Annotated in this window: 43 protein-coding genes; 3 read left to right on the top strand and 40 right to left on the bottom strand. The window is 42.6% G+C overall.

What is annotated here, in order from left to right; genetic code table 11:
• Positions 1 to 60: 60 nt before the first annotated feature.
• Together J2T13_RS04450 and J2T13_RS04445 are read right to left on the bottom strand one after the other, a co-directional pair.
• On the bottom strand, positions 61 to 276 hold the full coding sequence (locus J2T13_RS04450) for a hypothetical protein (RefSeq protein ID WP_429368720.1): 216 nt from the start codon (positions 274 to 276) through the stop codon (positions 61 to 63).
• Positions 269 to 1,057: a ParM/StbA family protein gene (locus tag J2T13_RS04445; protein WP_429368718.1), complete on the bottom strand. Its 789-nt coding sequence runs from the start codon at positions 1,055 to 1,057 to the stop codon at positions 269 to 271. Before J2T13_RS04445 ends, J2T13_RS04450 begins: the two co-directional genes overlap by 8 nt.
• Before the next feature lie 180 nt (positions 1,058 to 1,237).
• Here J2T13_RS04445 and J2T13_RS04440 point away from each other — a divergent pair, with 180 nt between their 5' ends.
• The 3 genes from J2T13_RS04440 to J2T13_RS04430 all read left to right on the top strand — a co-directional run bounded on the left by J2T13_RS04440 (position 1,238) and on the right by J2T13_RS04430 (position 2,060).
• Positions 1,238 to 1,465 (top strand): transcriptional regulator, encoded by a 228-nt coding sequence (locus J2T13_RS04440; protein ID WP_429368716.1) that lies wholly within the window; start codon positions 1,238 to 1,240, stop codon positions 1,463 to 1,465.
• Positions 1,466 to 1,540: 75 nt separating this feature from the next.
• Complete coding sequence (locus J2T13_RS04435) at positions 1,541 to 1,873, top strand: hypothetical protein (RefSeq protein ID WP_429368714.1); 333 nt, start codon at positions 1,541 to 1,543, stop codon at positions 1,871 to 1,873.
• Between the two features lie 16 nt (positions 1,874 to 1,889).
• Positions 1,890 to 2,060 (top strand): hypothetical protein, encoded by a 171-nt coding sequence (locus tag J2T13_RS04430; protein WP_429368712.1) that lies wholly within the window; start codon positions 1,890 to 1,892, stop codon positions 2,058 to 2,060.
• A 41-nt stretch (positions 2,061 to 2,101) separates the two neighbouring features.
• On the opposite strand, the gene J2T13_RS04425 is transcribed toward J2T13_RS04430, so the two are convergent.
• From J2T13_RS04425 to J2T13_RS04240, 38 genes are all read right to left on the bottom strand, one after another.
• A complete protein-coding gene (locus tag J2T13_RS04425; protein WP_429368927.1) occupies positions 2,102 to 2,809 on the bottom strand; it encodes a C39 family peptidase in 708 nt (235 codons plus the stop codon).
• The gene (locus tag J2T13_RS04420; protein ID WP_429368710.1) at positions 2,802 to 3,071 is read right to left on the bottom strand and encodes a phage holin family protein; all 270 of its coding nucleotides are present in this window, start codon (positions 3,069 to 3,071) and stop codon (positions 2,802 to 2,804) included. The genes J2T13_RS04425 and J2T13_RS04420 overlap by 8 nt, the downstream gene beginning before the upstream one ends.
• 19 nt (positions 3,072 to 3,090) lie before the next feature.
• Complete coding sequence (locus tag J2T13_RS04415) at positions 3,091 to 3,453, bottom strand: hypothetical protein (protein WP_429368708.1); 363 nt, start codon at positions 3,451 to 3,453, stop codon at positions 3,091 to 3,093.
• Between the two features lie 106 nt (positions 3,454 to 3,559).
• A complete protein-coding gene (locus tag J2T13_RS04410) occupies positions 3,560 to 3,703 on the bottom strand; it encodes a hypothetical protein (RefSeq protein WP_429368706.1) in 144 nt (47 codons plus the stop codon).
• Between the two features lie 2 nt (positions 3,704 to 3,705).
• Entirely contained in the window at positions 3,706 to 3,972 is a 267-nt protein-coding gene (locus J2T13_RS04405) for a hypothetical protein (protein ID WP_429368704.1), read from the bottom strand.
• 16 nt (positions 3,973 to 3,988) lie between these two features.
• Positions 3,989 to 5,368 carry a hypothetical protein gene (locus J2T13_RS04400; protein WP_429368702.1) on the bottom strand — a complete coding sequence of 460 codons (1,380 nt, stop codon included), beginning with the start codon at positions 5,366 to 5,368 and terminating at the stop codon, positions 3,989 to 3,991.
• A gap of 2 nt (positions 5,369 to 5,370) precedes the next feature.
• On the bottom strand, positions 5,371 to 6,450 hold the full coding sequence (locus tag J2T13_RS04395; RefSeq protein ID WP_429368700.1) for a siphovirus ReqiPepy6 Gp37-like family protein: 1,080 nt from the start codon (positions 6,448 to 6,450) through the stop codon (positions 5,371 to 5,373).
• Positions 6,451 to 6,478: 28 nt separating this feature from the next.
• Positions 6,479 to 7,336: a phage tail family protein gene (locus J2T13_RS04390; RefSeq protein WP_429368698.1), complete on the bottom strand. Its 858-nt coding sequence runs from the start codon at positions 7,334 to 7,336 to the stop codon at positions 6,479 to 6,481.
• A 10-nt stretch (positions 7,337 to 7,346) separates the two neighbouring features.
• Positions 7,347 to 11,786 carry a phage tail tape measure protein gene (locus J2T13_RS04385; protein ID WP_429368696.1) on the bottom strand — a complete coding sequence of 1,480 codons (4,440 nt, stop codon included), beginning with the start codon at positions 11,784 to 11,786 and terminating at the stop codon, positions 7,347 to 7,349.
• 17 nt (positions 11,787 to 11,803) lie between these two features.
• Positions 11,804 to 11,944, bottom strand: a complete 141-nt coding sequence (locus tag J2T13_RS04380) for a hypothetical protein (protein WP_429368694.1) — start codon at positions 11,942 to 11,944, stop codon at positions 11,804 to 11,806.
• Positions 11,945 to 12,024: 80 nt separating this feature from the next.
• Positions 12,025 to 12,339, bottom strand: a complete 315-nt coding sequence (locus J2T13_RS04375; protein WP_429368692.1) for a hypothetical protein — start codon at positions 12,337 to 12,339, stop codon at positions 12,025 to 12,027.
• A gap of 91 nt (positions 12,340 to 12,430) precedes the next feature.
• The gene (locus J2T13_RS04370) at positions 12,431 to 13,534 is read right to left on the bottom strand and encodes an SGNH/GDSL hydrolase family protein (RefSeq protein ID WP_429368690.1); all 1,104 of its coding nucleotides are present in this window, start codon (positions 13,532 to 13,534) and stop codon (positions 12,431 to 12,433) included.
• A gap of 126 nt (positions 13,535 to 13,660) precedes the next feature.
• Positions 13,661 to 14,116 (bottom strand): hypothetical protein, encoded by a 456-nt coding sequence (locus J2T13_RS04365; protein WP_429368688.1) that lies wholly within the window; start codon positions 14,114 to 14,116, stop codon positions 13,661 to 13,663.
• 119 nt (positions 14,117 to 14,235) lie between these two features.
• Positions 14,236 to 14,826 (bottom strand): major tail protein, encoded by a 591-nt coding sequence (locus J2T13_RS04360; RefSeq protein ID WP_429368686.1) that lies wholly within the window; start codon positions 14,824 to 14,826, stop codon positions 14,236 to 14,238.
• 11 nt (positions 14,827 to 14,837) lie between these two features.
• Complete coding sequence (locus tag J2T13_RS04355; protein WP_429368684.1) at positions 14,838 to 15,212, bottom strand: DUF3168 domain-containing protein; 375 nt, start codon at positions 15,210 to 15,212, stop codon at positions 14,838 to 14,840.
• Positions 15,209 to 15,607 carry an HK97-gp10 family putative phage morphogenesis protein gene (locus J2T13_RS04350; protein ID WP_429368682.1) on the bottom strand — a complete coding sequence of 133 codons (399 nt, stop codon included), beginning with the start codon at positions 15,605 to 15,607 and terminating at the stop codon, positions 15,209 to 15,211. The genes J2T13_RS04355 and J2T13_RS04350 overlap by 4 nt, the downstream gene beginning before the upstream one ends.
• The gene (locus tag J2T13_RS04345) at positions 15,600 to 15,971 is read right to left on the bottom strand and encodes a phage head closure protein (RefSeq protein ID WP_429368680.1); all 372 of its coding nucleotides are present in this window, start codon (positions 15,969 to 15,971) and stop codon (positions 15,600 to 15,602) included. The genes J2T13_RS04350 and J2T13_RS04345 overlap by 8 nt, the downstream gene beginning before the upstream one ends.
• Positions 15,958 to 16,254 (bottom strand): hypothetical protein, encoded by a 297-nt coding sequence (locus tag J2T13_RS04340; RefSeq protein ID WP_429368678.1) that lies wholly within the window; start codon positions 16,252 to 16,254, stop codon positions 15,958 to 15,960. Before J2T13_RS04340 ends, J2T13_RS04345 begins: the two co-directional genes overlap by 14 nt.
• Positions 16,255 to 16,258: 4 nt before the next feature.
• Complete coding sequence (locus J2T13_RS04335; RefSeq protein ID WP_429368676.1) at positions 16,259 to 16,444, bottom strand: hypothetical protein; 186 nt, start codon at positions 16,442 to 16,444, stop codon at positions 16,259 to 16,261.
• A 21-nt stretch (positions 16,445 to 16,465) separates the two neighbouring features.
• Positions 16,466 to 17,611, bottom strand: a complete 1,146-nt coding sequence (locus tag J2T13_RS04330) for a phage major capsid protein (protein ID WP_429368674.1) — start codon at positions 17,609 to 17,611, stop codon at positions 16,466 to 16,468.
• A gap of 27 nt (positions 17,612 to 17,638) precedes the next feature.
• The gene (locus tag J2T13_RS04325; protein WP_429368672.1) at positions 17,639 to 18,400 is read right to left on the bottom strand and encodes a head maturation protease, ClpP-related; all 762 of its coding nucleotides are present in this window, start codon (positions 18,398 to 18,400) and stop codon (positions 17,639 to 17,641) included.
• Complete coding sequence (locus tag J2T13_RS04320) at positions 18,401 to 19,537, bottom strand: phage portal protein (protein WP_429368670.1); 1,137 nt, start codon at positions 19,535 to 19,537, stop codon at positions 18,401 to 18,403. It abuts the gene before it with no gap.
• 20 nt (positions 19,538 to 19,557) lie between these two features.
• Positions 19,558 to 21,192: a terminase TerL endonuclease subunit gene (locus J2T13_RS04315; protein WP_429368668.1), complete on the bottom strand. Its 1,635-nt coding sequence runs from the start codon at positions 21,190 to 21,192 to the stop codon at positions 19,558 to 19,560.
• Positions 21,189 to 21,515: a P27 family phage terminase small subunit gene (locus J2T13_RS04310; RefSeq protein ID WP_429368666.1), complete on the bottom strand. Its 327-nt coding sequence runs from the start codon at positions 21,513 to 21,515 to the stop codon at positions 21,189 to 21,191. Before J2T13_RS04310 ends, J2T13_RS04315 begins: the two co-directional genes overlap by 4 nt.
• A gap of 137 nt (positions 21,516 to 21,652) precedes the next feature.
• Entirely contained in the window at positions 21,653 to 21,988 is a 336-nt protein-coding gene (locus tag J2T13_RS04305) for an HNH endonuclease (protein ID WP_429368664.1), read from the bottom strand.
• A gap of 23 nt (positions 21,989 to 22,011) precedes the next feature.
• Positions 22,012 to 22,314, bottom strand: a complete 303-nt coding sequence (locus J2T13_RS04300) for a hypothetical protein (protein ID WP_429368662.1) — start codon at positions 22,312 to 22,314, stop codon at positions 22,012 to 22,014.
• Between the two features lie 41 nt (positions 22,315 to 22,355).
• Positions 22,356 to 22,529, bottom strand: a complete 174-nt coding sequence (locus J2T13_RS04295) for a hypothetical protein (RefSeq protein ID WP_429368660.1) — start codon at positions 22,527 to 22,529, stop codon at positions 22,356 to 22,358.
• Positions 22,522 to 22,848, bottom strand: coding sequence for a hypothetical protein (locus tag J2T13_RS04290; protein WP_429368658.1), 327 nt, complete (start codon positions 22,846 to 22,848; stop codon positions 22,522 to 22,524). The genes J2T13_RS04295 and J2T13_RS04290 overlap by 8 nt, the downstream gene beginning before the upstream one ends.
• A gap of 20 nt (positions 22,849 to 22,868) precedes the next feature.
• The gene (locus J2T13_RS04285) at positions 22,869 to 23,048 is read right to left on the bottom strand and encodes a hypothetical protein (protein WP_429368656.1); all 180 of its coding nucleotides are present in this window, start codon (positions 23,046 to 23,048) and stop codon (positions 22,869 to 22,871) included.
• A complete protein-coding gene (locus J2T13_RS04280) occupies positions 23,002 to 23,175 on the bottom strand; it encodes a hypothetical protein (protein WP_429368654.1) in 174 nt (57 codons plus the stop codon). Before J2T13_RS04280 ends, J2T13_RS04285 begins: the two co-directional genes overlap by 47 nt.
• Before the next feature lie 101 nt (positions 23,176 to 23,276).
• A complete protein-coding gene (locus tag J2T13_RS04275; RefSeq protein WP_429368652.1) occupies positions 23,277 to 23,549 on the bottom strand; it encodes a hypothetical protein in 273 nt (90 codons plus the stop codon).
• Between the two features lie 86 nt (positions 23,550 to 23,635).
• Positions 23,636 to 23,836 carry a hypothetical protein gene (locus J2T13_RS04270; protein ID WP_429368650.1) on the bottom strand — a complete coding sequence of 67 codons (201 nt, stop codon included), beginning with the start codon at positions 23,834 to 23,836 and terminating at the stop codon, positions 23,636 to 23,638.
• Positions 23,837 to 24,316: 480 nt separating this feature from the next.
• Positions 24,317 to 24,772: an ArpU family phage packaging/lysis transcriptional regulator gene (locus J2T13_RS04265; protein ID WP_429368648.1), complete on the bottom strand. Its 456-nt coding sequence runs from the start codon at positions 24,770 to 24,772 to the stop codon at positions 24,317 to 24,319.
• 12 nt (positions 24,773 to 24,784) lie between these two features.
• Positions 24,785 to 24,988 carry a hypothetical protein gene (locus tag J2T13_RS04260; protein WP_429368646.1) on the bottom strand — a complete coding sequence of 68 codons (204 nt, stop codon included), beginning with the start codon at positions 24,986 to 24,988 and terminating at the stop codon, positions 24,785 to 24,787.
• The gene (locus J2T13_RS04255) at positions 24,981 to 25,160 is read right to left on the bottom strand and encodes a DUF6877 family protein (RefSeq protein ID WP_429368644.1); all 180 of its coding nucleotides are present in this window, start codon (positions 25,158 to 25,160) and stop codon (positions 24,981 to 24,983) included. The genes J2T13_RS04260 and J2T13_RS04255 overlap by 8 nt, the downstream gene beginning before the upstream one ends.
• Positions 25,135 to 25,728 (bottom strand): hypothetical protein, encoded by a 594-nt coding sequence (locus tag J2T13_RS04250; protein WP_429368642.1) that lies wholly within the window; start codon positions 25,726 to 25,728, stop codon positions 25,135 to 25,137. Before J2T13_RS04250 ends, J2T13_RS04255 begins: the two co-directional genes overlap by 26 nt.
• Positions 25,721 to 26,083, bottom strand: a complete 363-nt coding sequence (locus J2T13_RS04245) for a hypothetical protein (RefSeq protein ID WP_429368640.1) — start codon at positions 26,081 to 26,083, stop codon at positions 25,721 to 25,723. The genes J2T13_RS04250 and J2T13_RS04245 overlap by 8 nt, the downstream gene beginning before the upstream one ends.
• A complete protein-coding gene (locus J2T13_RS04240; RefSeq protein ID WP_429368638.1) occupies positions 26,080 to 26,580 on the bottom strand; it encodes a YopX family protein in 501 nt (166 codons plus the stop codon). Before J2T13_RS04240 ends, J2T13_RS04245 begins: the two co-directional genes overlap by 4 nt.
• Between the last annotated feature and the right edge of the window lie 6 nt (positions 26,581 to 26,586).

Raw genomic sequence — 26,586 nt, 5'->3', positions numbered from 1 at the left:
TCACGATCCGAATCAATATTTTTTTCGCACCCTTCACATTTACACATACGATCATCCCCCTTATACAAATCCTAATAAGTCGAAATCAACACTTATATTCTTCACTGGCTCCTGGATTAAAGGAGTTCCTTCGCGTAACTGATCAATATCCCTTTGAATTAGTCGCTTGATAAAACCCGACTGATTAGGTCTAAGCTGTACGTACTCATAAAATGCTCGCTGATCAGGGTCCAAGATGTTAAAAGCAACCTGAACGATCTTGATCTCTTTAGCCATATAACTTCCTCACGATCATATAAAATACCCGAACATTCGCAAATTCTGGTGGACCATCAATCAACATAGCACCAGTAAAGAATTGTTTAACGTGTGATAAAAGAACCTCAGCTCCACCACCACAAAGATAAACTACATCCCCCGCCTTCCATCCATTGGCCAATGCTCTGATTGCGATTTGTCGAGCGAATGCTGCAGGTTGTGTTGATCTGACTGTTTCCATACCGGTTCCCAATGTGAAGCTGTGTTTATCACTGAACTTACGATCTATTACTGTTCCGAAATTAATTGTACCGCTGCCGATATCGATTACCCGAACAACCCCGCCACCTGGCACCAATAAACCAACACTAACTCCTTCTGCAGCTACCTCACACCGTTTAATCACGATCGTCTTTTTCTTTCCATTTACCGTCATTTCATGGCGACCTAATAACATTTCTTTAATGGCCATCTTTTCGGGTTCGGTATGCATGCTGATTGGCTGGCCTACAACGATACTGTGCTCCGCCCCTTCCGCGAACTGATGCAATGCAAGCAGAACCCGCAATCGTGCGTCCGGATGTGCCTTTGTTTCTCCTTTCTGACTTTCGCTAAATTCACTCTCCATGAGCGCAAGAGTTCCGGCAAAGCCCTTTTGACCGTTGTACTCAAATTCAATGCCACCATCACTTTTTAAATTGCGATCCCTGTATTCGCCTATTGCTGATGAGAATTTATGGAACGTGTTACCGTCATAAAACTTAGTTTCAAAGTTACCCGCATCAATCGCCACTATCATGTGATCCCTCCTAGTTGTATAACCAGTTGCCTAACCAATCTGTTTTAAAGCTATTAGTTATGTTCCTAGTTCTATATCTATGGGGTACGGCTTGGTCATAATGACAACATTTCTTGACTTAAAGGTATATATTTTTCACCCTTTGTCCACACTTGGAACTATAAGGGGGGGGCGTTAAGTATGTCATTGGGATTGAATAAACCGCGTTCGAAATTAGGGAAGTGGTTGGATCGAAGAGGTATTAAACAAGATTGGTTAATAAAGACAAGTGAGGTCAATAAACAGACTATATCCTCAGTTTGTAATGATGGCGGATATATCCCGAGCGGTAATACGATGCAGAAAATAATAAAAGCCCTTCGAGAAGTTGACCCTTCCGTCAAGGCTGATCAATTTTGGGATTTGTAAATGTTGTTTTATCATGGAAACTTTTACCTAAATCTGGTAGACTAGTCCTGAATTCGAATATTGGAGGGGATTAGTTTGTCTCAAATATTAAAGGTGCTTGGTATCATATCAATTGTTGGTGGTATCATCTTAGGGATTGTGTATGGTGCGAAAGATAGTCCTGCGGCTATAGTGTTCAAAGTTGACGAGAGTTTCCGTTTTGTGGTCGCTTTAACATGGTGGATCAGCGGCGCTATCTCAGGGATATTATTCTTAGCCTTTGCATCGATGCTAGAATATTTACAATCCAACAACGCGATGTTAAGGGAACTCTCGTCACGCGTGCCATCAACTCCGCATAAACCATTGGGTAACAGTAAAGCTTCTCTCGATTCGGCAGTTGGATATAAAATGAAAACTTCGGATTGATTAAACAAAAACCACTTTGGCTTTATGCCACCTGAAGGAGATCGCTGAAGCACATCCTGACAAAATAGTGATAACTGAGCCAACACTAAAATGGATTAGATCAACTTTTAAACATGCTTGGGAAGGTGGTAAAATTGAGGGATTGGATGAGGCTTATGCTAACGCTAGAAAATGGATTGGCCAATAAAAAAAAAGCCCACCAACCAATAAAGGTTAGTGGGCTTTGAATTATCCGTTTTTTTTTGCTTGACCTGAAGCTACTCGCAATAAATCTGCCAATCTTCCTATTTCCATTCTTTCCGCTGGAGTCTTAGCAACTGCATGAGCTAGTTTTAAATAGGCAATAACTCCGTTTGCATCAACTGGTTTCATTTCAAGTTCCTCCTTTTCCTTTTCGAAAATCCAATATTGTTTAGCTTCACCTTTGAAAACTGATTCTCTAGCTGTTACTTTCCCATCGTTACGTATGCCTTGATCAATTAACCCATCCGATCCGTACTTGGTATTGTCATGGTTTGGATCGTATACATCAATCATTCCCTTTGCGGTATTAATCCTGACTAAAAGGACATAATGACCTCCACCCGTGAAATGACCTTTGCCCATAGATGCAACAACTAATTTGCCAGTAATAAGAGCTTTCTTAACGTCGTCAAGGCTGCCCGTTTGCTTACAAATCAGCCCGTATTGTTTTGCGATGCTTGCAAAGTAACCCCAAGACGTACCTTCATTTTGCGTACGAAACCCGTTTTTAATAGCGTAAGCCGCCGCCACTGTAGGCAATACAGCTTTACCAGTTAGTGAACTAATGGCCATTGCCGCACTTGTTGGACCGCAAGCAGATGTTCCAATGGTTTGGGACTTGTCATTTCGAATGGAGTACAAAACGTTTTTCCATTTAGCATCTTCTTGACTGTAGTACACTAACTTACTCATCCGCACCACTCTTTTTCACCTGTTTAACTAACTGATTACCGTATACCGCCACGGCTCCACACATAATACCTTGCAAGATGGCTTGTACTGTAAAGCCTAGTAAAAATACAGCAAACACAACGGCAAACACGGTAACGATATAAACTATAGTCCAATCAAGTACCTTTGGTGTTTGTTTTAAAATGTAACCAATGACCCAACAAGCAATAACCACAACCATTAATTCAGCGCTGATAAATTCTAATATTGCTGACCATTCCATATATTAAACCTCCCAATTTTTAAATGTGCGTAACAGTAAACACGATCAACCCCACGGATAAACTAAACAAAGCTCCGATGACTAACGCCACAGCCCACGTTGGACGACCTTCGTTTATCTCTTCAAGTTTCCCAAAAATCTTATCGAACTTAGGGCTGAGGTTGTCCATTTTGCGGTTCATTTCAGTTTCAAAGCTAGTTTGTTGATTTTTAAGCATCGTCATTTCTGTCTGTAAAATAGCGATCGCGGTAAGCGCCGTACTGTTTTCTTTAGCGATCACCGTCGCTGCAGCTTGAGCCGCTTGTGCCACGGCCTTTGCAGTAGCCTCCGCTGCCTGTGCCACAATGCTTGCTGTAATTTGTTCCTGGGTCTCGGTAGCCATTTAATCCCCTCCTATTCAATGAAAATAACCCTCAGATCGGCTCCGAGGGCAAAATAAAAACACCTCAATGGGTGCTGTTGATATTGCGTATAATCGTCCGTTTGTCTTACTGTGGGTTAGGTTCTGTCCCCATAATCGTTTGGGATTCTTCCAAGGTTATAAACCCCCTTGTTACTGCTAATTCTATTTGTGCAACACTTGCCCGACTATTAACCCAATTGCGTAAAAACAGTTCGTAGACAGCACCCATGATTACATACCTCCTAGCATAAGTTGCATAATAACTTCATCTTGACTCACTTGTGACATTTCTAACTGTTCCATTCTAGATAATTCAATTTGTGCATAATCAGGAACGTACTTTTTCTCCGACCATTGTCCGTCTTCATATTTGCGTAAATTATAATAATCAAAATCAAGCGTATCTATTTCAACATGACGACCACCACTTATCATTCCCGATGTTTGTATGACCGCTATACAGACGTTGTTTTCATTAAGTTGAGCTAAAAATATCATGTGTATTCCTCCTCTTTTATTCAAACTCTATGATTTGATAACATACTACACCTTGTCTGGAATTGGGTATAACTAAATGAAAAGAAGTTGGGCTAATTATAGTAGCTCTAACATTATTAAGAGTGCTGCCATCACTTCCAAAAAAATTCACACTGTTGCTTGCAATTATAAAGGATTTACTAAGGTTGATAGGATTTGGAATATTTCCATATAAATTACTTTGCCCACTCAAAGTACCTCTAACTAATGATTTAACATTTTCAAATTCTATGACTTCGAATGCGATAATCACATTCTTTGACTCATCACCCTCGATGTTATGCCTAGTAAATCTTAAAGTCTTACTATCAATTATTTCTCCTCTAATCTTATTCATATCCATAAATGCGGATTTGGAAGTAGAGTCAAATTTTAATATTGCCTTACTTAAATCCAATTCATTTACTGTAACATCAACACTAAGTAAGGTTACCGCAATAGACGCGCCGCCTCGTTGAACTCGTTTCACACCTCCCTCTGATCCGCTATCTGCCAAAAAATCCGTTCCAACTTTTCTGAACGTATATGGTTTTCCTGCTAATAATTTGCCTGCAACATAGGCAACACCTTTTTGATCTTTTAAAGCCACAGCGCCTTTACCATTGATATTTAGTGTCGGACTCGTTTCGTTTTCTACGTGCGGTACAATCGTAATCCCGAAAAATTCAGGAATACTTGCGGGCACAGGGTCAAGAGTAACTGTGTATGCAGTCGCTGTCCCGCTTGTCGATGCAATTCCCGGATGCTTTATATAATCTGCCTTATGCGCATTAAAGGATTCCGCTGTAGCAAACCCCTGATCTTTTACCGATGCAATAAAAGCATCCCATTGTAGTTGGAAGGTTGCAGTATCCACTCTGATTAGCGAGTTAACCAAACCACAAACTGCTCCATTTAACCTTTCGTCAGTAATGTTAGCTGGAAGCACAATAGACGTATTGGCTTTCACGCGAACTTGCGCGAGAGATAAATCATAAATGTTCCCAGATCGAACAAGCGCAGGGGGTGTAGGGGTCGAACCTGCTAACCCTTGCAATACGAGCGCCTTAATAGACCTCGAAGGTGTGCTTGTGTCTAGCCTCAGAATTACCCTATCAATCCTGTCCTGAGTTGTTGCCGGGCTAACCGGAAGTACTACCTCCGAATCGTATACACTGTATACATACCCATTTATCCAAGCGCAACCCGGGCTAATACGGATATTTGCATCATTGCCGATTGCTGTGACGTTTAAGTTCAGCCCGCCGTTAAATACGCCGCTGGTGATAAAACGAGAAAAGTATTCAGCGAAATCACGCGCTGGATATTCTCGGATGTCATCTGATGTTGAATCAAAAAATCCACTCTTTTGTGGCATTCCTAATCACTCCTTTTTACATCTGATCGAAGTTGTTTCATAAACTGTGTGATCGTTGGGATTTCATCCCCTAAAGCGACCTCTATCTTTGATGCTGGCTCATAGATTTCTTTAACCTCTGTGATGCGACTGTCCATGGCAAGTCTCCATTTTCTATTTTGCTGAGTCACGCGATCCCCGAGATCCCAATCCCTTTCGTAAACAAAGCTACCTGTGTTTAGGACCTTGCCATTGAATGTTTGGATATGCTTGTGCTCTGCAAGCTTTTGAGCTCCGAGTTCCATCAGCTCTACGACATCCTCAGCGGCAGTACAATCAAGGAATACCTCCCGCCTTTCAAGTCCAGAAGAATTCCCAATCATCTGTATGAGCCGATCCTCCTCCTCGCCCTTACCTCCTGCATAACCAGTGTTTTTGTATTGGATGTACGAATCCACATATGATTGAGATTGAATGTTGTCAAACTCATGAGAGAAAATAACAGGCGGGTGAATGGATTGACTAGTTGTTAAGTCTCGTCCTGTTAAAACATTGAAGACCCACTTCTTACTCGCGAAATCTAACGCTACTTGCCAGCCAATATCGCACCATTCCGCGATCTCTCGAACAACCTTATCCAGCTGCTCATACCGACTTTGCCAAGGTGTTACCTTCCCACGTGCCTGATCGGGAGCAATAGCAAAAAACGGAATCTTCCGCGCGGCGTAAATGCCTGTAGCGTAAGTCCCGTTTACCATGTGGTTATTTATATAATGTTTTAGTACGGTTTCAGCAGATCCGCGCACTCGGTCATATGTGTCCGACAAGGTCAAGCGCCTATCAAATACACCGCCGAGAGTAGGACCCCTAACCGTTAGCACTTCCATGCCCTGCTCATCTTGATTGATCTCACTGTGAGTTATGATGCCTGATTTGTGCGGCTGGTTGTTGACTAAGATTACACGACCTTCAATTAACTGATCGGTGTAATTCTTGCCGATATTGATGTGCATCTCGAATTCTCCAGCACGGTAAAAACGCCGTGTGAGTTGCAAACTTTCGTAATTGTCTATTTCACCGAGTAAATTAAAACTCGTGTCCAATATTCGAACCGATGGAGCACCGATAACATCACACCCCTATAAATCGATTGTTCCAATACACCGTAACATTTGCTGATTGCTGATCGGAATCATGATCACTGCCGTACCTGAGCATGTTTTGCCCGGGTTGGAGTTGAAAGAACGTACTGCCCATATCGATGTAGTGAAGCACGTTTGTTCTTGATCCGTCTGTATTCTCGACTTCCAACCGCTTATTTCCCATAGCTGTATTTATATAAAACACATCATCAGCTGATAATTCATAATTGATTTTAATAAATTCGCCCGTCGTCTCACTGATCACAGTTGGATTAGTGGCAGGACCTTGATAACGTATCTCCAATGCGGTTTCAACATCTCCAGTATTCATAAACGTTCCTCGATAAGCCGAGAAAGCGAACTGCGTCGGTAGCCGCAAAGGGAAAGTCATACCTCCTGCCTCAAACTTAAGGCCCTTTACCGTCTGGGTCTCATCCGAGAAATAGGGGTCGTTACATATAAAGCTGATCGTAAAAAGTTGGTAATCAACTATTCGATCATTAAAAATGGGACTCTCATCACAGATAGCCTTAATCGCAAAGCTACGGTAGTCATTTGTATACACAAATTTACCTGGCCCTAGTTTTGAATTTAAGACCCTTGATAGCTGCCTGCGCTTTTCGTACATCTCTTGGCGGTTGCTGGCTGATATCCAGCCCGTGATTGATAGGGGCCTATCTGCAAGCTGTATATCAACATAGCTACTTCCATCCTGATATGGGGATTTGGTTGATTTAATATCTGCAGGCGGTCCTCCCAAGCCATCTATATGCGTTAAGCGATAATCACCGGAGGCGCCAAATAAAACACTTTCGCCACGCGAGTTAGTAAACGATACGGTTTGCATTCGACACCTCCTATAATTTATTTGCTAACTGTTGAGCTACTTTTGTACCTGCAGCCGATACCGAGCTTGGCGAAGTGACTGGCGCATAAAAATTACTGACTGTAGATATTACCGTGGCTTTAGGTATCGAACCGGAAGAGTTTTGACTAGAGCCTCCGCCACTCCCCGAACCACCACCACCGCCCGAAACTGCCGCTGTCGCCACATTCATTGCGGATATCGCTGAACTTCTCACTGAATCAATCTGAGCATTAACGCTAGCAATAAGTGTCTGTATTTGATTGACCTTTTCCGCAAAGCCTTGATACATTTTTTCGCCAAGTGTCTGCCCAGTGAGATTGTACGAGTCCCCGAATTCTCCAAGTAGCTTGATGATCTCCGTTTGCTGTTTTTGGATAATCATTTTTTCCGCTTCTGCTTGGATTGCTTTTGCTTCCAGCAACTTAGCATAATGAGCTTGGGTATCGACAAGTTGTTGGTCAAGGGATGCCTTTTGATCGTTGTAGATTTGATTTATCCTAGCTTGCTGTTCTTCCATATCGAGTTGCATTAGCTCTTTCTGGACAGCTAATTGTTCCTTTATGGCGTCTGTCTTTTCCTTCAACTTGTCCTTGAGAGCTTGTTGTTCAGCCGTTAGAGCTTCCTTCTTATCGGCTAACTGCTCTTCCTGGTGTCTCTTATCCTGAGCTGCCAATACTTTGTTAATTTCATTTTGGAGCGCTATCCGATTAGACTCATCAGGCTCATAATCTCTCTTTAAGGATAGTTGATTGATTTTCTTAGCATCTGCCGCGTCCAACTCAGCCCGAGACTTTTGTTGTTCTCCTTTATTCAGAGCATTGAGTTCCGCCTGTATAGCCTCGATCTGCGCATTAATCGTTCGATTTAGTTGTTCAATCTCAGCGTCAGCCGCCATCTGAGCCGACTTGATGCGCGCGTCATAGACTGTCTTAATGGAGTCTAACTGTGCCTTCTTCCATTCTTCATTAGCGGACTGAGCATTTTTAATACTTTCTTCTGCTGCTGATTTCTCCGCCTGATATTTAGCTTTCAACGCATCCTGAATACCTTTAGATGTATTGTTTATGCTATCTACTTTGGCTTTTTTCTCATCCTCCAGAAGCTTCAAAGACTCTTTATTAAAATCCTTCTGAAGTTTAAGGCGTTCGTTAGCTTGTTTTCTGACTTCTTCGGTCACTTCACGCTCAATATCCTTTTTCTCTGCAGCGGAATATCTATCATCTACCATGACCTTCTTGAGGTAATTGTTATTCAAATAAATTTGATCATTTAGCAATCTGTCCTGTAACTTGTAGGCTTCCTCGGCGCTCAACGTCTCGCGTGCTATGCGGTCCTCGTATGCCGCTTGTAACTGTTGACTCACATATTTAGTGGCATCTTCTCGCAACTGCTTTTCAGCTTCAATTTTGCGCTTTGTAGCCTCATATATCCTGTCATCGATATCTTCGCGCTCATCAGCAGAGTCTGTATACAACTTCTTAATACGCTTAAGGCGTTCGATTTCATCAGATATGGTCAGCTTACCTACATCCTTGGATCGCTCATAATCTTTCAAAGCACTTGCAAGAGACGCATCGCCCAACGTTTTCTTTACACTGTGGATCTTCTCTTCGATCTCCATACGCTCGTCGGCTGTTTTGATATATTTAGTCCGTATAGTTTCGAGTGACTTTAATTCCTGTTCGGCAGTAAGCTGATCAAGCGCTTTGAGGTGTTCGAGTTTCTTGTATGCTTCGTCCAGCGCTTTGTTTTCGTATGCTTCTTCTCCTTTTGCCTTGGGCGCTTTTACAGCCTTGGGCGTCTTAACTTTAGGAGGATCAACAGATGGTAACTTAGGCGTGACAACAGGGGGTAACTTAAAGTCTCCTGGCTTCATATCCAAAATAGCTTGTAAACTAATCGCTTCCGCTCTCAAGGCGTCTAATTGGATATTCATCTTTGCGACTGCAACCATAGCCAGCCCGCTTGCCCCGCTAATCGCCATGATGCCGTAAGAGATAGCTAATGCCGCTTGTTGTTTAACGATAGATGACTCGATTTCCTGTTTAGCCTCAGCCGCTTTAGCCTGTATCAGAGCCCATTCCGTTTGAATTTCTCGTTCCTTAAGGAGTAATAGCCCTTTAACAGCCTCGGCATTAACTCCTGTTGCATCTGTTAATTGTGGAAACATATTAGCTAGCGCAGTCTGAGCAACGTTATATTCTTGCGATCCCTTTTTGGCAGATTGATACGTAGCTAATAGATTTTTCGTGCTTGTTATTTCTTGTTGTTTCACAGCGATTTTACGAGCTGATTCATTTATTTCGATGGCCGTTTCGCGATTTGCGTCCTTGATGGCTTTGGTGTGGATAGCGGTAGCATCTTTTAACTTCTTCATCGACACCGTCGTTAATTCTCCGGTCTCGGTCATAAATTCAAGTTTTACCCCAGCATCAGCGGCAGACTTCTTTAGGTCTTCGAGACTAACACCCAACTCGTCGGAAGCTATGCGTAAAGCCATCAAGTTGTCCCCTGTCTGACCAGCGTAAGTAGCATTAGCGATTTCGATAAGTTTTTGGTATGTTTCCGTTAACTCATCGAGTTTATCTATTTTTTCCTGTGTCGCGTCCACCTCAGCGCGAGTGATGCCATTTGCCTGTACCGCTTGTAATTCTTCTTGAGCTTGCTTTAGCTCCTCTGTGGCAACTTTTGCACTGTGGATACTTGATCCTACTGTGATAGCTACCGCCGCTAGAGCAGTCAATCCAAGCACAACGGGGTTTAGCATCCATGTACCAAACGCAACCCCGAGCTTAGTTACGGCAGGTATGAGCGCACTGACCGATATTAACAGTTGCCCGGCTAAGATAAGCAACGGACCGAGTGCCGCCGCAAAAGCGGCTACAGCTACAACAGTTACCTGTATAGAGTTAGGTAAACTAGAGAACCACTCCGCAGCTTTAGCAAGTGCTTGAATAACGGGTTCGAGGGTGTCCATTAACGTCAAGAGCATCGGTACGAGCGCGTCACCTAAAGTGATTGCCGCTTCTTTTAACTTATTATTAAATATATCCATCTGTGATCTGAACGACTCATATTTTTTCTCAGCCTCGGTTGTTAAAGCTGTATTCTCTTCCCACGCTTTTGATCCTGTTTCAATGGCTTGTCTGAACAAGTCTCCAGCTCCAGCAGCACGGAGTAAGGAGTCCCGAACGCGGATGTCTGCCATTCCCAAGTCTTTCAGAACACCAAATACATTTTCTCCGCTGTCAGACAATCCTCTTAGGCCTTCTATAAACGTGACTATCGCCCCTGCGGCGTCTGTCTGGAATGAGGTCTTGAACTGTGATGCGCTCATACCTGCAACATCCGCGAAGTCCTGTAAGTCCTTACCGCCTGTCGCTACAGCGCTGGCCACCTTTACCATTACGTTACTGACCGCTGACCCTCCAGCCTCCGCTTCGATACCGACCGAGCTTAATCCAGCAGAAAGTCCGAGGATTTGCGCTTCTGTCATTCCCAATTGATGACCGGCACCTGCAAGGCGTAATCCCATAGCGGTAATTTCGGATTCAGTAGTAGCGAAGTTATTACCCAAAGCTACAATGGTTGATCCAAGACGATCAAAATTCTGTTGCGGCATCTGAGTTATGTTAGCGAGTCTAGCCAAGGATGTTGCTGCTTCTTCCGCTCCCATGTTTGTCGCGACACCTAAATCTGTCATGGTACGAGTAAAGCCTATTAATGACTCATTCTCAATGCCGAGTTGCCCCGCCGCTTCCGCAACCCTTGCAATCGCAGTTGCCGCCGCCGGGATCTCTGTGGCCATATCTCTTATTTCCTCTTTAAATCCAGCCAATTCTTTTTCAGTGCCATTCACTGTTTTCTCTACGCCTGTCCATGCAGTATCGAAATCCACACTAGCTTTTGTAGCCATAGCACCAACGGCCGCAAGTGGAGCAGTCACCATAAGGGTCATGCTACGCCCTACATCGGACATCTTCCGTCCTGCTGTTTCCATCTTCTTGGCGGCTTCGTTAACGGACGTAGAGAGCTTATCCCATGCTGATGCTTGCTTTGCAATATCGCTCTCTGTAGTTTTTAACTCATTGTGCATCTTGTTGTATTGAGCAACTAATTTATTCAGTTCCACTTCAAGTTTTTGCGTCGCTTGGGCATCCGCGCCTTTTACAGATGCCGATTCTTCAAATCGTTTCTTGACCATTAAAATCTTCTGAGCTTGGATCTCCATTTGTTTGTTTAAAGAGTCTGTTTTTGCTCTAAGCTGTTCCTCTGCTGTACCCATTCCCGCTAGTTTTGTTGATACAGCCTGAAACTCTGTTTGAGCTGTCTTCATTTGCCTGTTAAGTGCAGCCATCGATTGTTCGACACCTGTATCGTCAATAGACAACTTCGTGACCAGGTTAGCTACTTCTATTTCATCTGCCAATACCACCACCTACCTCGTTAAATAAATTGATCGATATACGCCGCTGAGTGCGTCGGTTCTTCCGTTTCTGCTTCCCCGAGACCATTCACTTTCTGATGGATCTCCAACAACGCGAATAGCTTTTTAGGTGTGCAACGCCAAAAGCCCGCCTCACTCATTCCGAGTAGGACGGTTCCTGCATAGCAAAGATAAGCCCAATCCCAACCACTATTTGTGTCAATGGGATGGGATTGGGCACCTAGTTTTTTACTTCTCCTAGGTTCCCTTTTGCGGCTTGAAGTATTTTTTCAGACAGGCCTATAATGTATTCCGGATCAACACTTGTGAGGAGACTTCCTAACTTCTCGACAGTTAGATCCTTATCCTCGTGAACTAGCCCTGCCCACAAAAACGCGCGAACAGTTTTTAGTGATCCAGTACCTAACGCCGCTAACCCCTTTTTGTAATCTCCGTACATTTCGTCTATTTCGGCGAAAGCATTAAAGTCGAATATTAAAGTCCTTCCCTTGTCCAACATGATCGGGATTTTAATTTCTCTGATATCGTTTGCCACGTATTTTCCTCCTAATAAAAAACGCCCTTACCAGTAATGGCAGGGCATTTCGAGTATATTTAATATCGTTCCTTTCGAACTTTGATTATGGTTATAAGCTAGCTATGAACGATCCTATTTTAGCGGCTAAAAGTCTGTGCCCCTCCGCGTTGGGATGGGTCCCATCGGGTATATAGGCCGTTTTAAACGCCGGGAAATCGGCTGGCAATCCGCCTGAATTGAAAAGATCCAGACAAGGGATGGAATAAAAAGCCGCTACTTCTTTTATAGCCTGCACGAATGGTAATAACAGTTCGTACTTCCCAGTTCTCTGGATCGGTGTGAACACACCAATTTTACGCGTTGGAAATTTGGTTAAGAGCCCCATCAATAACACGTGATAAGCTCCGTAAAATGTATCCACCGTTCGGTCTGCCATAGTACCAATCGGTACGTAGGTCGGTCCATAACTTGCTGCATCGTTAGTGCCACCAAACACGGTTATGATGTCGGCATCAACAACTGATGTGTACCGCAGTGCCATGGATTGATGAGCGTCTGCGGAATCGTACTTAGCAACAGTGGACCCTGCAACGCTAAAGTTATTCACCGCCAACATTCCGTAAGCTTCTTTAATGTACTCGTGGTATATCTTCGTGGTGAGCTGATTAGTGCCAATGCTATCTCCAATTGCACTCCATGTCTTCCCGCCCAGTTTATTGGTTTCGAGTGCCAATTCTTTAACGTATTGTTTCGTGGCGAGTGCGTTATCTAGTTCGGTAACTGCGACGAAACTGTCACCCGCATTCTTTTTATACATCGCTGTCGCATTAACCCTTGTTGCCTTTACTCCACCGATCTCAAAGGTTGCGTCATATAAGAGGATTGAAGTGGATAGGGCACCAACCGCAAAAGAGAAGTCTGTGAAAATGTGTATTGCAGATGTCTTGGCGGTTAACACTTTTGAGTACGTAAATGTTACAACGACATTTTGTGGGATCGCTGTTGTGAGGGCCAAGTCTAAGTTATCTGTAATCTGGGTACCAGTTGTTTTATCGGCAGTAACTTTGTCCTCATCGATAAACCACCGTTGCCCCGATAGTTTCAGGACATTTGCGCTAGATGTTAATACCTTAACGGTAAATACCCCTGTAGCCCCAGCAACAAAATTGATGGCCGATAGATCAAATAAGAGAATGGGCTGTAATAATGACATGCTGTTGTGTACGCCCGTATATTTCACCCCATCGATAGTAGAGCCACCTTTTAACTGCGCGAGTTCGGTGGCGTTCTTTACGGATTTACCCAGTGCTGCCGCTGCTATATCCTCAGCTAAACTCATCTACTCCACCGTCCCTTTGGCAGTGACAGTGCCGCCTACCGCAACAGTATTTTCAATGCGCAACTTATACCCAGCCGGAACACTAAAGGATACGATATCACCCACAACCGCTGTAGTGACTTGTTCAATGCTCACCGTCTTTCTGATCCCCGCGAACACTCTTTTTGTGCCACTCAAACCAACAAGGTAAAACGAGAATGTGGCCGTGGTTCCTACTGCCGACCCATAAAACTCGACCGTGATGGATTTGGCTGTGACCGCTGCGTATTCGCCGTTACCAGCTACCGCAAGAGCGTTAATTAAAGTAATCGTCTCGTGGGCATCCTTTTTTATTGACACAAATGATGCTCCATCTTTGCCCTGCGCGTACTCATAATCGTCGGTGTCTGGATTGAAGAACTGAGGCGCGACAGAGCCAGTTTTTGTTTTTTTGAGTTCTTTATTACTACCTGGCATCTTATCCACTCCTTTTAATTTAGATGGCGGCAACATAGCCGCCATGTGTGATTTTTATGATTTTAACGGCATCCACGCGTGACTAGACTAGATGGGTTGCAGTGGAGACAGGAACGCCGTTAGGGGTTTGGGATTTGTGCCAACTCGGAATAAACTTGTTCAAACCATGCTGCGACAACTTCGGGTTTAGCCGTTGCTGAAGCACTGTCAATCTGGAATCTCCAATTATCATCAAATCGACGTTTAATAAACGAACCGGTAATCGTCGGTGTTTGGAATTCAACCTTATCGCCCTTTGTTGCGGCTTCTTCACTAGGCAAACTGAACTTCCCCTTTAGTAACCACGTGAACCGATCCTTGCCTGTGTTAGTAGATCGAATGTAACCCATGGCAACATAAGGAGCTTGGTCATTCGAGTTATCTTTTAAAACGCCATCTGCATTTAGAGTTTGACCAAGTAGTTCCGCTGAAACCTCGTATGGGATATCGGCGATGTTGAATTCTACCGCTATCTCACCAAGGGAAGAAGCGACCGCACCCGGGCCATCATCAATATAAAGCGTTGCTGTATTCATGCTAGGCGTTACCTTCGCTCCAATGGCACCCACAAGCGGTTTTGGGGTAGCATAAATTGCACCTGTGATTTCATCTGCTGTTAAAATTGCGTAATAGATACTTCTCAACCCGACTGGAATACTTAATTCTGGCATGTATTTTCCTCCTATAATTTACGATTTGTTTTGTAGCGTAAAACCTTGTGATACGTCTTTGTCTCAGTGTCATACGGGCTTGCTGTGCCTGATCTGTGATAACCAAGATCCTCCATGGTTCGATTCACTTCTTGAGCCATTTTAGATGTGCTACCCTTTGACCAGACATCGATTTGAATGTGTATCTCACTGTCAATCGCCTTGTTATCAACGAACTTGTCATTAAAGTTGGTGAGTTCGAAAAATGTAATATACGGCAATGCCGTAGCATCAGGGGTGACTTCGGGATAAACTTTCACCTCTCCCGATTTGTCTTTCCCAACTAAAAAGGCAAGCGCCGAGTTATTACTCAGTGCTTGCCTGACTTCTGGTGCTAGGTCGATCATCCGTTGTTCAGCCCCTTTCTAAATTCATCCGCGATAAACTGCCCTACTCGCGCTTTGTTTTCGTGAAATGAAGGGTAAATGAAAGGACGCGCGGACATCTTAGCAGTTCCGAATTCGTAGAAATGAGATCTCCATCCAGTCTTTTTACCGGGACCAATCACAACAAATTTAATACCATCATCACGCCTTACGCCGCTGACCTTGATGTCATCTCTTATATGCCTACCACTACCGCTCTGGTCATAAGGGACTTTCGCACGTTGAGCCTCTGCAAACATCTCACCACCTTCACGGAGAGCTTTATTCTCAATGCGTTCAGCTCCAGCGTTAAGTCGTGATCTGATTTCTGCTAGCATCTGTTCTACGCCCAACAATTCGACGCTTCCGTTACCCATTTGCGAGTTCCTCCGTTGCCATTAGATGGGTTTCGGTTCGGTCCCCCCAAACATCATCCAATGGAGCTCCTTTAAGGTAATAAATTCGGTTGTCCTTAAGGTCGATGAATCGCATGTCAGCGGCGATAGCGGGTCCATAACGTATTTTGTACCGGACAGTATTCTCAGCTTGAGCAGCAGCAGCGGCGAAGAATTCCCTGCCACGCAAAGGTTCTCTGGATGCATAAAGGGTGACTACATCTACCCAAACATCTTCGGTAGGATAGCCACCCTCGTCTTTTGGTCCAGGTACTTTCTTCTGAACGGTGATTCGCCTATTAAGCTTTCCAGCATTCAATTTAGGTTTGTACTTAAACGGTTGCATTCGGATCACCCACTTGAATTTCTTCCAGCGCTTTAGCAACTGCTAGACTATTAATCTGACTTAAAAAGTTTGTATTGAAATACTCTAAAGCGTCGTTGTATGCATATCTAGAGCGTTCAAACACCAATTCTTTGAATGATTCGTTCTCCATGTCATACTCACCACAATTATTCTTTAGAGCAACAATAGAAGCAGAAAGAATGCGTGTGAGGTTCGAATCTTCATCATCCTCTAAACGCATTCTTTCTTTAAACTCTATTAATATTTCATTCGTGATGCTCATTACATCACTCCTTTTGTTGCACTTTTACCTCTTCGATGAATGCAACATTGTATTCAGAATGTACTTTGGACAATTCCTCGATACGTTTTTTTGTAGGTTTAGAGTTACCTTTTGGGTAACTCTCTCCCACACTATAAATCGTACCGCCTTCATCGTTATCTTTGAACCTGTTAATTACTTTGTGAGCCATTATTGATTACTTCCTTTCAGTTTAAGGTGTTGGTACAAAACTGATTGCCAAGTCATACACCAATGCGGCTTTATTGTCCTTTGGCTTACCGTTTGCAAATTGCTTGATCGTGTACAGTGTAGCGTCTTCAATCGCTAGTGTTTGATCAAATTTCTTAAATTTGTAGCCGCCGGCGATAGCAGCAAGATACTGACCTTGAACAAAGAATAATGCCTTTCCTGTAGGTACTTCTTCCGATTCGGCAACTTTCAAGTTATAAGGTAAAGCCATAACCCATTGACCGTTAGCGGTTTGAATGGTGTTCCGCGCTTGTACGCCAATCGCATCCACGGGGTTGACCACCATAACGATCTTGTTTAGGACTTTACGAGAATTACCTTCTGCATCAACAGATAGTTCTTTGACTACTTCATAAAGCTCCCCCGCCACTGTTTCACCGTATTGAGATGGAGCGAACGTCAATGTTCCCGAAGAAACTTTGTCAGTTACAGCACCGTTCGCCGCAACATTCTTCATTAATCCAACTGGTTCTGAAACAGTAGGCCCCTTACCGTTAACATATCCATACTCAAGACCGACAGAATAACTTTCCACAAGCACTGTGCGAACATAACGTTCAATCCACACCGGACCAAGTTCGAGCATGTCGTTTGGAATGACTGCAAATGCTGTTAGTTTGAACTGACTGATCTGTTCTTCTCGGAATGCCGCGTTTATTTGTCCCTTAATATCACCGAACAACGCACCCCACGCATACGCCTTAGTCGCATCCGAGTAAATGAACTTCGTTACTGCTCCCAAGTCTTGCAAACCTAATGCAGCTAGCAAAGGATGCTCTGTGGTAAGGTCCTCAAATACGCGTTCTTGAGTCGTCACAGGTAGGATTGAATCATCCGTGAAACCACCAGCAACTACTGCAGCATTGAAGAACTTTGTTTCATCAGATGTAAGAACGTTATGTCCACGTTGTTGGAGAATCGAGCGATCCAACATATCGTTGTTCACTTGCGTTGTAATGGCAGAAGCCACTTCTGTTTGCAATGCATCAAAATAATTTTCGTAAGCTTGCGTTTGCTCCTGTTCCGTTACTTCTTCTTTCGATAACACCGCCGTTAGTGCCGCTTTCGCGTTTTTAAACGCTTCTGATTTATTGAATTTAATTGTCATTGCTTAATTCCTCCATTTTTTTGGAATTTAAAAAAGCCTCGCTGCCTTGTTTTGTTTAACAGGCGCTGGCTTTTGTGGTTCCACATTTTTTAATTGTTGTAGTTCGTTTTGTATTGATTGCATTTGGGCTTTTAACTGAGACACTTCTTTATTATCTTCCGTAGTTTTCGGAGTGGCGGTAGAAGTAGCGAAACCGATATCAACAGCTTTTTGAGCGCTGAACCATGTCTCACCATCCACCATATTACGAATTTCCTCTCGTTCAACATTCGCTTTAGTCATGTAAATATCAATAATGCCCTCTTCTAACTCGTCCAGTAAATCCGCTTCTTTTCTCATTTCTTTTTTGGTTCCCCAGACAAACGAACTAGCTTCATGGATCATCAGCATAGATCCGAGACCCATGATCACTTCATCAGCAGCAGCAGGAAATAGAGAAGCAGCGGAGCAAGCCCAACCGTCAATGCGTACTGTCACCTTAGCACCGTGTTTCTCTTTGTGGTTAATTAATCTGTTATAGATCGCAACACCATCAAATGCGCTACCACCAGGAGAATTCAAGTGAATTAAAATATCGCCCGTTGCACTTTTCAATGCTTTGTCAATATCAGAAGCTGATACCGAATCCTCTGACCACGAATCACCAATAATACCGTAGATAGTAATCTCTGTTGTGTTCGTTGCTTCGTTGTGAAGTGTCTCGAATTTACGCTCAACTTTATTGAGGTATTCGACGTAAGATTGATTCTTAAAGGTCTTGAAATACTCTTCTTTCGAAATTGCTCTCATTTATTCATCACCCCCTTTAAGCGCTTCAGAACTATCTTGATAGTTCTTAGTCATTACAAACTTATTCATCATTTCATCGTCAACCGTTTCATAACCTATTTCACTTCTCAACTCATTACCATTAAGGGTCCCAGATGCACGTAGTTTATCCACTGCTGTAGCCAAGTCGAAAATATCACGATATGAAGGTTTGCGAATATCAATATGGTTACCGCTCAGGTATTCTTTTTGTGTAAAGAATTTAACATCAGCTTCATCCCTTATCTTCTTGAGCAATGGCGCAACTGTGAAAAACATATAGTTCTTCGTCTGTTTTTCTACATCTGCCATATCTCCATAAAGCAAGCTGACTGGAATACCGATAGCCATAGCTACTTGATTCAAGAACCCATTTGTAACTTTATTGATTTCGTCCACACTTTGCCCGGTTGCATTACTCGTTGTTTCCGAATATTTAAAGCCCGGTTGTTGCGGGATAATGGCAACATCGTTATCGCTGATCGCCTTGTACATGTTGTTAATGAACTCTTGCAGCTTCCCTTGATGTTCTTTTGTTTTGGCTGATAGCATGTCCATATCTACAGTACCGCGGATCTGATTCTTTCGCTTTTGAGCGTTTAATATTCTTCCGAATAGATCGCCGTAATCAACAAAAAGGCTATTCATTAATGGAGCCAACTTTTCATTACTGTACCTCAAATGAATGACATCACTCTGTTTGAAGATCCGTTTAAACTCGTATTCCTTAACAACAACATTGGTGAATGTGTCTTCAAGTACCGCGTATTCATTATGTTGGAAGTCATCAGCGATCAATAAGTCGCCGTCATCCGCTTGAATGACTAAACATTCGTTGTTGTAGATTAGCTTACTCACAAATGTCTGCCAAAACGTGCTGGCCGTGACGTTCTTGCTTGGTCTTACATTGAGCCGATAATAGAGCTCGTTTTTCTCGAATTCTTTACCGTTTTTAATTCTGAATTCTGACTGGCTGATCGTTCTGCCTAAAAATGAAACACATGTATCTATTGCCAGTCGTTTCATGTGTGCGCGGTTAGAAGTTTCTTGGAATAGTTCCACATCGAACATGAACCCTAATTCGCTATTGCGTTTAAAAATTGCATCTAAAAACCCCATTTTATGATTTCACCTCCTCCTTAAAATTTAATGTCTCCTAAGAAGAATTCCATCTCGTCACCCAAGATATTATCCGCTTCAAATAACGCATGAATGAACGCCTGGAAGCCGTCAGTCTTGCGCCTGAATTCATCCTTCTTTAAATACTCTTTGTTCCCATCCTTTTTTATGCTTACATATACGTTTTGCGTATACCAACGCATTAATGGGTTGTCGCCGAAGATAATTTGTTTGTTTGCAAACAACGTCTCTACTCGCGGAGCTAAGAGGGAGTGGATCGCTTTAGGGTTACGGATGTAAACGATTTGAAACCCCTCTGCTTCCAATGCTGCTTTAACAAGGTCCAGACGGAATGTATCAGCTACAATCGTACTAACCCCATACATCTCTCTCATTTCTACAAACCAATTGACGATGTGCCTTATGTTAATAACAGGTTCGTCCACGATTGTTAGATGTCCGTCTGTTTCCCATTGCTTAATAGGTGGTTTTAGTTTGGCGACATCCAAAAAACCTTTACGCGCAAAAGAATGCGTTTTCCATACATAATCTTCGCCAACCTTAAATAACAGCCCAACTGCTGCAAAGTCTTTTATACTTGCGAAATCTAACCCACCAACACACACTCGATGTTCCAAAACTGGAAACGGTCTGTTAGTTGCAAGGATATCCTCCCAAGATGCTACCGCCTTGTTCAAATCGACTTCGGGGTAGTTCATACGCTTCGTAATAAACTCTTCACGGTTGGAAGGGTTATTGACTAGCTGTTTGTATTGAGTTAATACCTTTTTAAACAACCCCTTGCCATAGAAGCTTCTTGGCTTGCTAAACATAGGATTGGCTTTCTCCCACATTTCGGGATTGTCAATCTCTTCTGGTTCGTCAATTTTGCAGATAAAGGGGAAGAGTGGATCATCTAGGTCTTTGCCTTCTAGAATGTTTATAGCTCGCTCTTTCAGCTTGTCTAGGAAACCTTCGCGAACAAAACCGTCCGTCCCAATAAAAAATTCCCTAGCGTTGGGCACTTTACCTAGCCCACTAGAGAATACGTTTACTACATCTGAATTTTCATAACGATGGATTTCATCATAGATAACTGCGCCATCTCTCAGGCCATCTTTCGATCCTGCGTTAGATGTGTGAAATTGCAGAACGCTCTTTGTATCGTTACCTAGTATTTCTACCTTGGTGCGATAGAACACTTCTTCTAGCACTTCGCTGGATCCGATCGCATCATATACTTCTTTGAATGATGTTTTTGCTTGAAGCTCACTGTTAGCAACAATAGAAATGTTATACTTCGGTATTCCGTGAAGTGGACTAATGAAGAAATGGCCTAATGCAGATATGAGTCCGTTCTTTCCTGCGCCCCTCGCCATCAACCAAAGGTGCTGTTCATAAAATACTGAATCATCCTCTTTGTAAAAAAGAAAAACAAATGCAGCTAAGAACTTTTGGAATGGCGATAAAAGGAAATACCATCGCTCTGTAAACTTAATAAAGTTCTCAATCATTTCATCGTCGAAGTATAAATCATCTCGCACCAATATATATTTTTCTAGGTAATCAATCAGCATTATGCGCTCTTTATTTAGCTTGATTTTACCTGTCCTATATAGGTGGATATACTCGACCACGTACTTATTGCCAATCATATCAAATCGTTAGGTGAGCGCTTTTTTTCAGGCGTGATCGGTTCAATTGGTGAAGCTTTCAACCCAAGCGCCTCCAATATTTTAAGCATCCTGTCATTGGTTTTATGCAAGTCGTTAATAGAGGGGTTTGACTTAGGACCGTGCATGCCAGGTATCCTTATGCCGTTATTTTGAATATCCTCATTTAGTTCACACTTCAAATCCCACAAAGAGAGGTAATCTTGAATAATATCTCCGTAATGCGCTCCTACAACTTCTTTTTCTTTCAACTGCTTTGTTAAATCGCGTTCAATTTCATTCCTCAAAGCATCTTGTTTGCCCATCTTATCCCCTCCTTCCAACTTACATTTATTCCCAATATAGAATTAACGCGCGAATTTAATGTTAAATCCGGACGAAAGACTTCCCACCGGTCATCCTGATTATTTGGATTCGTTGAAATATATTGACGGGGGGTATACTACCATTTTTCATCCATCCATCTCGCTTTATTATCTTCAGGCACTCGACCATGTTTAACATTATGATGATACAAGCAAAGCGTAACAGTGTTATCTAACTCCAATGCCAACTCTGGGTAATCTTCTACTTCCTTTATGTGATGTACATTCAATTCAATGCTCTTACGTTCACCCTCAACCTTCTCTGAGTCTAGATGTATTTGTCCAAGCCTCTTACACTCTTGACACTCGTAGTTGTCTCTCTTCAAGGCTTGATGCCTTATACCGTTCTTACCTGTCCACTCTGTTGAGTTATAGAACTTCTTCTTTTGCTCTAATGTTTTGTATTCAGCCATGTAACGTCACACGCTTTCGTTGATCACATTAATCTACTCAATGCTATTGTCTTTAAAACCGGAGTACCAGTAGTGTTCGGGTAATGCTTGATACTCATGTCGTGCTTACCCTCACCCTTGTTGTCTCTTGTGACCCACTCATAAGAGAGTGACGCCCTACCTTGTATGTCTTCGCCTTTGTATGTGATAACAGGTATGCTATCTAAGTCTTGTACGGTTATGGTTAGTAGTGGCTCTTTGTTTGCGACACCTGTCTTTCTTTCAATGATCGGACCATTACATTCGTTGCAACATGCACCATCACGTCTATATGCTTTACCTCTCATGATGTGACTGCACCTCATACACTTGTATTCCTTGTCCACATCTACCGACATCTTGCACACAACTCCTTGATATATTCACCTATGACCTTGGCTGACTCATTCCTTTTCTCTTCCCATGTCGTACTCACTTGAGGTGCTGGCATGTACCCATTTTTCATAGACCACTCAAGCATGTTCTTACGTGTGTCATCCTCTGTGGTGTATATGTTATCCATTGGGTTCACCCTTCCCTTCAACCTCTAACCTCAACGTATCCATCCGTTCCTTTATCTGTTGTTGTATCTCAGCCTCTTGCCTTGCCACCTTTGCATGATCAGCATGAGGATTAGCGAACTTCTGTTGCGCTCTTCTGATCTTTGCCTGTAACCGCCTTACCTCTGTATCACTGTAGAACGCTACATACTCATGACTGCAATGGGGACAGATGATGTATATCTTGTCCACTCCGTTGCCTATCCGATCAGTAATGAATCGATCTACTGTGAACTGTTGGTTACATCCTGCATCACATGTTGTTTGTTGTGGATCACTCATTGGGCACGCCTTCCTTGTATCTAATCGTTCTCCCCTTGCTTCACACTCTTATAATCGTCCAAGTATAAAAGTAACCTCTGCACATCTGAATAAGTAATTGGTCTTTTGTCATCTTCCATTCTTCGAACGATGTACCCTATCATTTGATCTTTCTTACTTATCCGTTCTCGCCAACCCTCTGGTGGTGGTTTGATTACCATTAACTTCACCATCCTTCGCACAATCCTTCTTACTACACCATTGCTTAGTGCCTGTCCATTCACCCCATACACAGCGTTTGCACTTCTCAGGTTGTATATAGGTTGGTTCATCCTCTAACGGCTTCATACCTCGTCCTCCTAGTCACATAAGCGAGTGACCAACGCAGATATTGGATCACCTTAATCCTTTCTGCACATATTGTGCTGTGGATCGTCAATGCCTATCAATTACATATACCTAAACCTAAACCACCACGTATCACACTTGCGTAGTAGTTTAGATATAAGTGTTGGATTAAACACCTTGTGATTCCTTTTGTCAGCTTCGAGCAATGTATCAATTGAATGTTTATTTAAATATTCATCTGAGTAAAACATTGCTGTGTCTCCACACATCTTGTAATTCTTATGCGCAGTCATGTCTTGCCCTAGTAATTCCCATTGTCTTAGATGTTGTAGATACACCTTGTCGTTAACAGGTTGTATGTTTAGTTTCTTCATCTTCTCCTGCACGTCCATGTCTATCACCATCCTTTATGTAATATAAAAAAGCACCCACAATGTGAGCGCCTGATGTGTCCTATTCATTATCCAGCATTAAAATTTCCATGTATTACGCCTTCTTCACCGTCTACCTGTACCTCTTTAACTGTTGTGTGTTCATCCTTGAAGTCATCACTTAATTCTATAGCGATTTCAAATGCTCTTTTCTCATCTTCTGCTCTAACAATTACTGATTCAAATTCATCGTATCCAAAGTGTTCTCTGATTACTAAATACAATTTCATACATATCACCTCATATAGATAATAACATTTGAAATAACAAAAGACACCAAGTCCATAGACCTGATGCCTTATCTGTATTTAATGTGGGCAAGGATTTGCACCTTGCATGTTACAGGATAGGCGTGTTGTGATGACGCCTCGTTTTACTTCTTGTCCGTCCGTCTTACCATACTCATCTGGACGGTCTTGCCCGCACCGTATCGCTACACCTGACAAGTTCTCCTGTAACTGATTAGCGTCTACCTATTCCGCCACCACATCTTATATCATCCCCTATACAATGTATTAGCACAATATATTGTATAGTTAATCTGTTTGTGGGTAATGGATTGGATAATCACCGATATCGTATTAAGTCGGTTGTTTCGATCTGACCGCTTTATGTTTGAGATATTCGGTGTCCGATCTCAATTACCCACAATTACATTGTATATTACTTATCTCCTAATTCCCTGCCAACTTCCTGCCATTATCCTGCCACTATTCAATAACTACCTCTAACCTTAAGGCATATGCTAGTTCGCTCATTGCTTCGATCTTGATTCTATAATAAGTCCGCTCGCTGAGGTTTAGATCCAACCATACGCTTAAATCCGATGGTTCAGGTTCTGTCATGAATCTTGTTGTTATGATCCTTTGATGCACATGTTTTAACCTACCAATAGCATATGTGACTCGTTCATAAGTCTGTTTGGATCTGTCTTCCCCATCTATGTTATGAATAGCTATATTCTCTGTTTGCTTGGATATGGTGCGTGCTGAATTTGTGCCACTCTCATTTACCTCATACGATGGAGTGGTGACTGCTTCCCTGCGGTTAAATCCCAACCTTTTATATAAAAATGCCGTTTTCAACTCTTTCTCCAGTTTATCAAAGGTTGCGTCCTCATCTATTGTCATACCTGGGAAAGCGATTTGAAATACTTCATTGTCCATATGCTCACCCCTTTATATTAAATCGAATATGCTTAATTGACCCTCTTTGGCATACTTCGATGAATCTATGATAAGTCCGTCCTTCAACATGAAAGCAGGAGCCTTTTCTTTATAGTGCGGCCATATCGGATCACCAGCCTTTGAACGTTGGGGATTATCCTTCTCAGCTTTATCTGTCCAGACCCAAAATGTTGATGCTGTTACAGTGTCATTCATTGGTTGTATCCTCCCTCACAAACCTTTTTACATACCTCAATTGTTGCGAGATATACGGATCGTCTTCTTTACCTCCAGTTGCTAACCAGTCACCTATACGCCGATCAATGTCCTGCAATACCTCTAGAGGTAAATGGTGTTGTATCTTATTTATCTCTGCTAATGGATTCATTTGTATCCTCCCTATCTAATGGATAAAGGGCCGACAACTCTCTTTGTAACGATCCTCGCATAAGCAACGCTTGATCTGGAGAGTCGTGGAATACATCAACAATTGTTATAACTCTCTCCATACATTCTTTTAGCTTCTGTTCTCTCTCTTCTGCCTTATCCGCACGCCCTTTTCCAGCTACAACATCGTCGTTTAGTCTCTTGGCTACTTCGGACCATCTCACGCGTCCTCTTAGCTCGATATCCAATTCCTTACGTAACTCCGCTATCACATTAGCCTGTGTCTGGTACTTTTGCTCTGCTGCTGTGTGTTTACATGTCCAACGTGCGTTATCTTCTTTCTCTTTTTTTAGTTCATTTTTCAATACCAATATATCTCTCTGCTGTGTATGAATGGTTTCACAAAGATTCTTGGATTCTTGGAGCCAGTAAGGTAGGGCTTCCTTGGCAAGCAGACCAAATGTATGAACTGATTTTCCGTTATCGTGTGGACCGCCCTGTACATGACCATCTGTAAATTGAAGACTCATTTCCATGTCTGCTTGCCAGTCTCTTGGGTCTCTACTCATTAGGGATTACCTCCGATCCTGCCCTTACAAGTTCACTCCACACATGTTTGGGAAATACTCTTATCATCCATAATTCAGTAGCTTGCTTATCCTCTTCTGCACTTTTTTCTGAGTACAGAGCGTCAATTCTTCCCTGAGCCAATTCCCATAGAGTACGTATTATGGCAATTTGATATTGATTTAAGAGTTCCACCGGCTTAATTGTTGGTAATGGGATAGGGTCAATAGCTTCCTGAGCGAATCTGATCGCATTTTTAATGTAAATATCTCTAGTTACATCATCACCAGTGTTCAAAGCGTATTGTAATTCTTCTATGATCGTTTCTATTTTTTGCTTGATGTTTGGTTTATTCATTTACTCTCTACCTCCAATAAGTGAGGATGTTCGTATATGTTGCCTTGAATCTCAAATGTGCGCTGTTCATTCCAAAACTTATAATTGTCAATGATAGTCCACCCGTGGTGGACCCAGTTTGGAGCTTCCCATATTGAATCATCGCGTTTACCAAAGAAAGAAATGTGTCGCAGGATATACCCGCAATCTAACTTCACAACCCCAAACAGTTCTCCATGTCCGTTCTTGGTTGGGAATCCATATGCTTGAATCCCGTAATATTCGGTAGGTGAATTGAGTCTCAAAACATCGCCTACATAAATTTCCTTACCCTTGCTGTCTTGGAGTCCTGTGTATTGCATGATCTCTAACTCGTAATAGTTACCATGTTCATCTTGGTTAGATATACATAACTCTCCATATGACAGATGAGCGCTTAAAGAGGATTCTTCGATTTCGTCGCCATCAAGCAATAACTTCGTTTCCTTATCCCATGCTCTGAATTTAATCTCTCTCATATCTCT

This window comes from Paenibacillus sp. DS2015, from assembly GCF_050433705.1.
GTDB lineage: Bacteria > Bacillota > Bacilli > Paenibacillales > Paenibacillaceae > Paenibacillus_AQ.
This window is presented reverse-complemented; position numbering and strand designations above follow the sequence as displayed.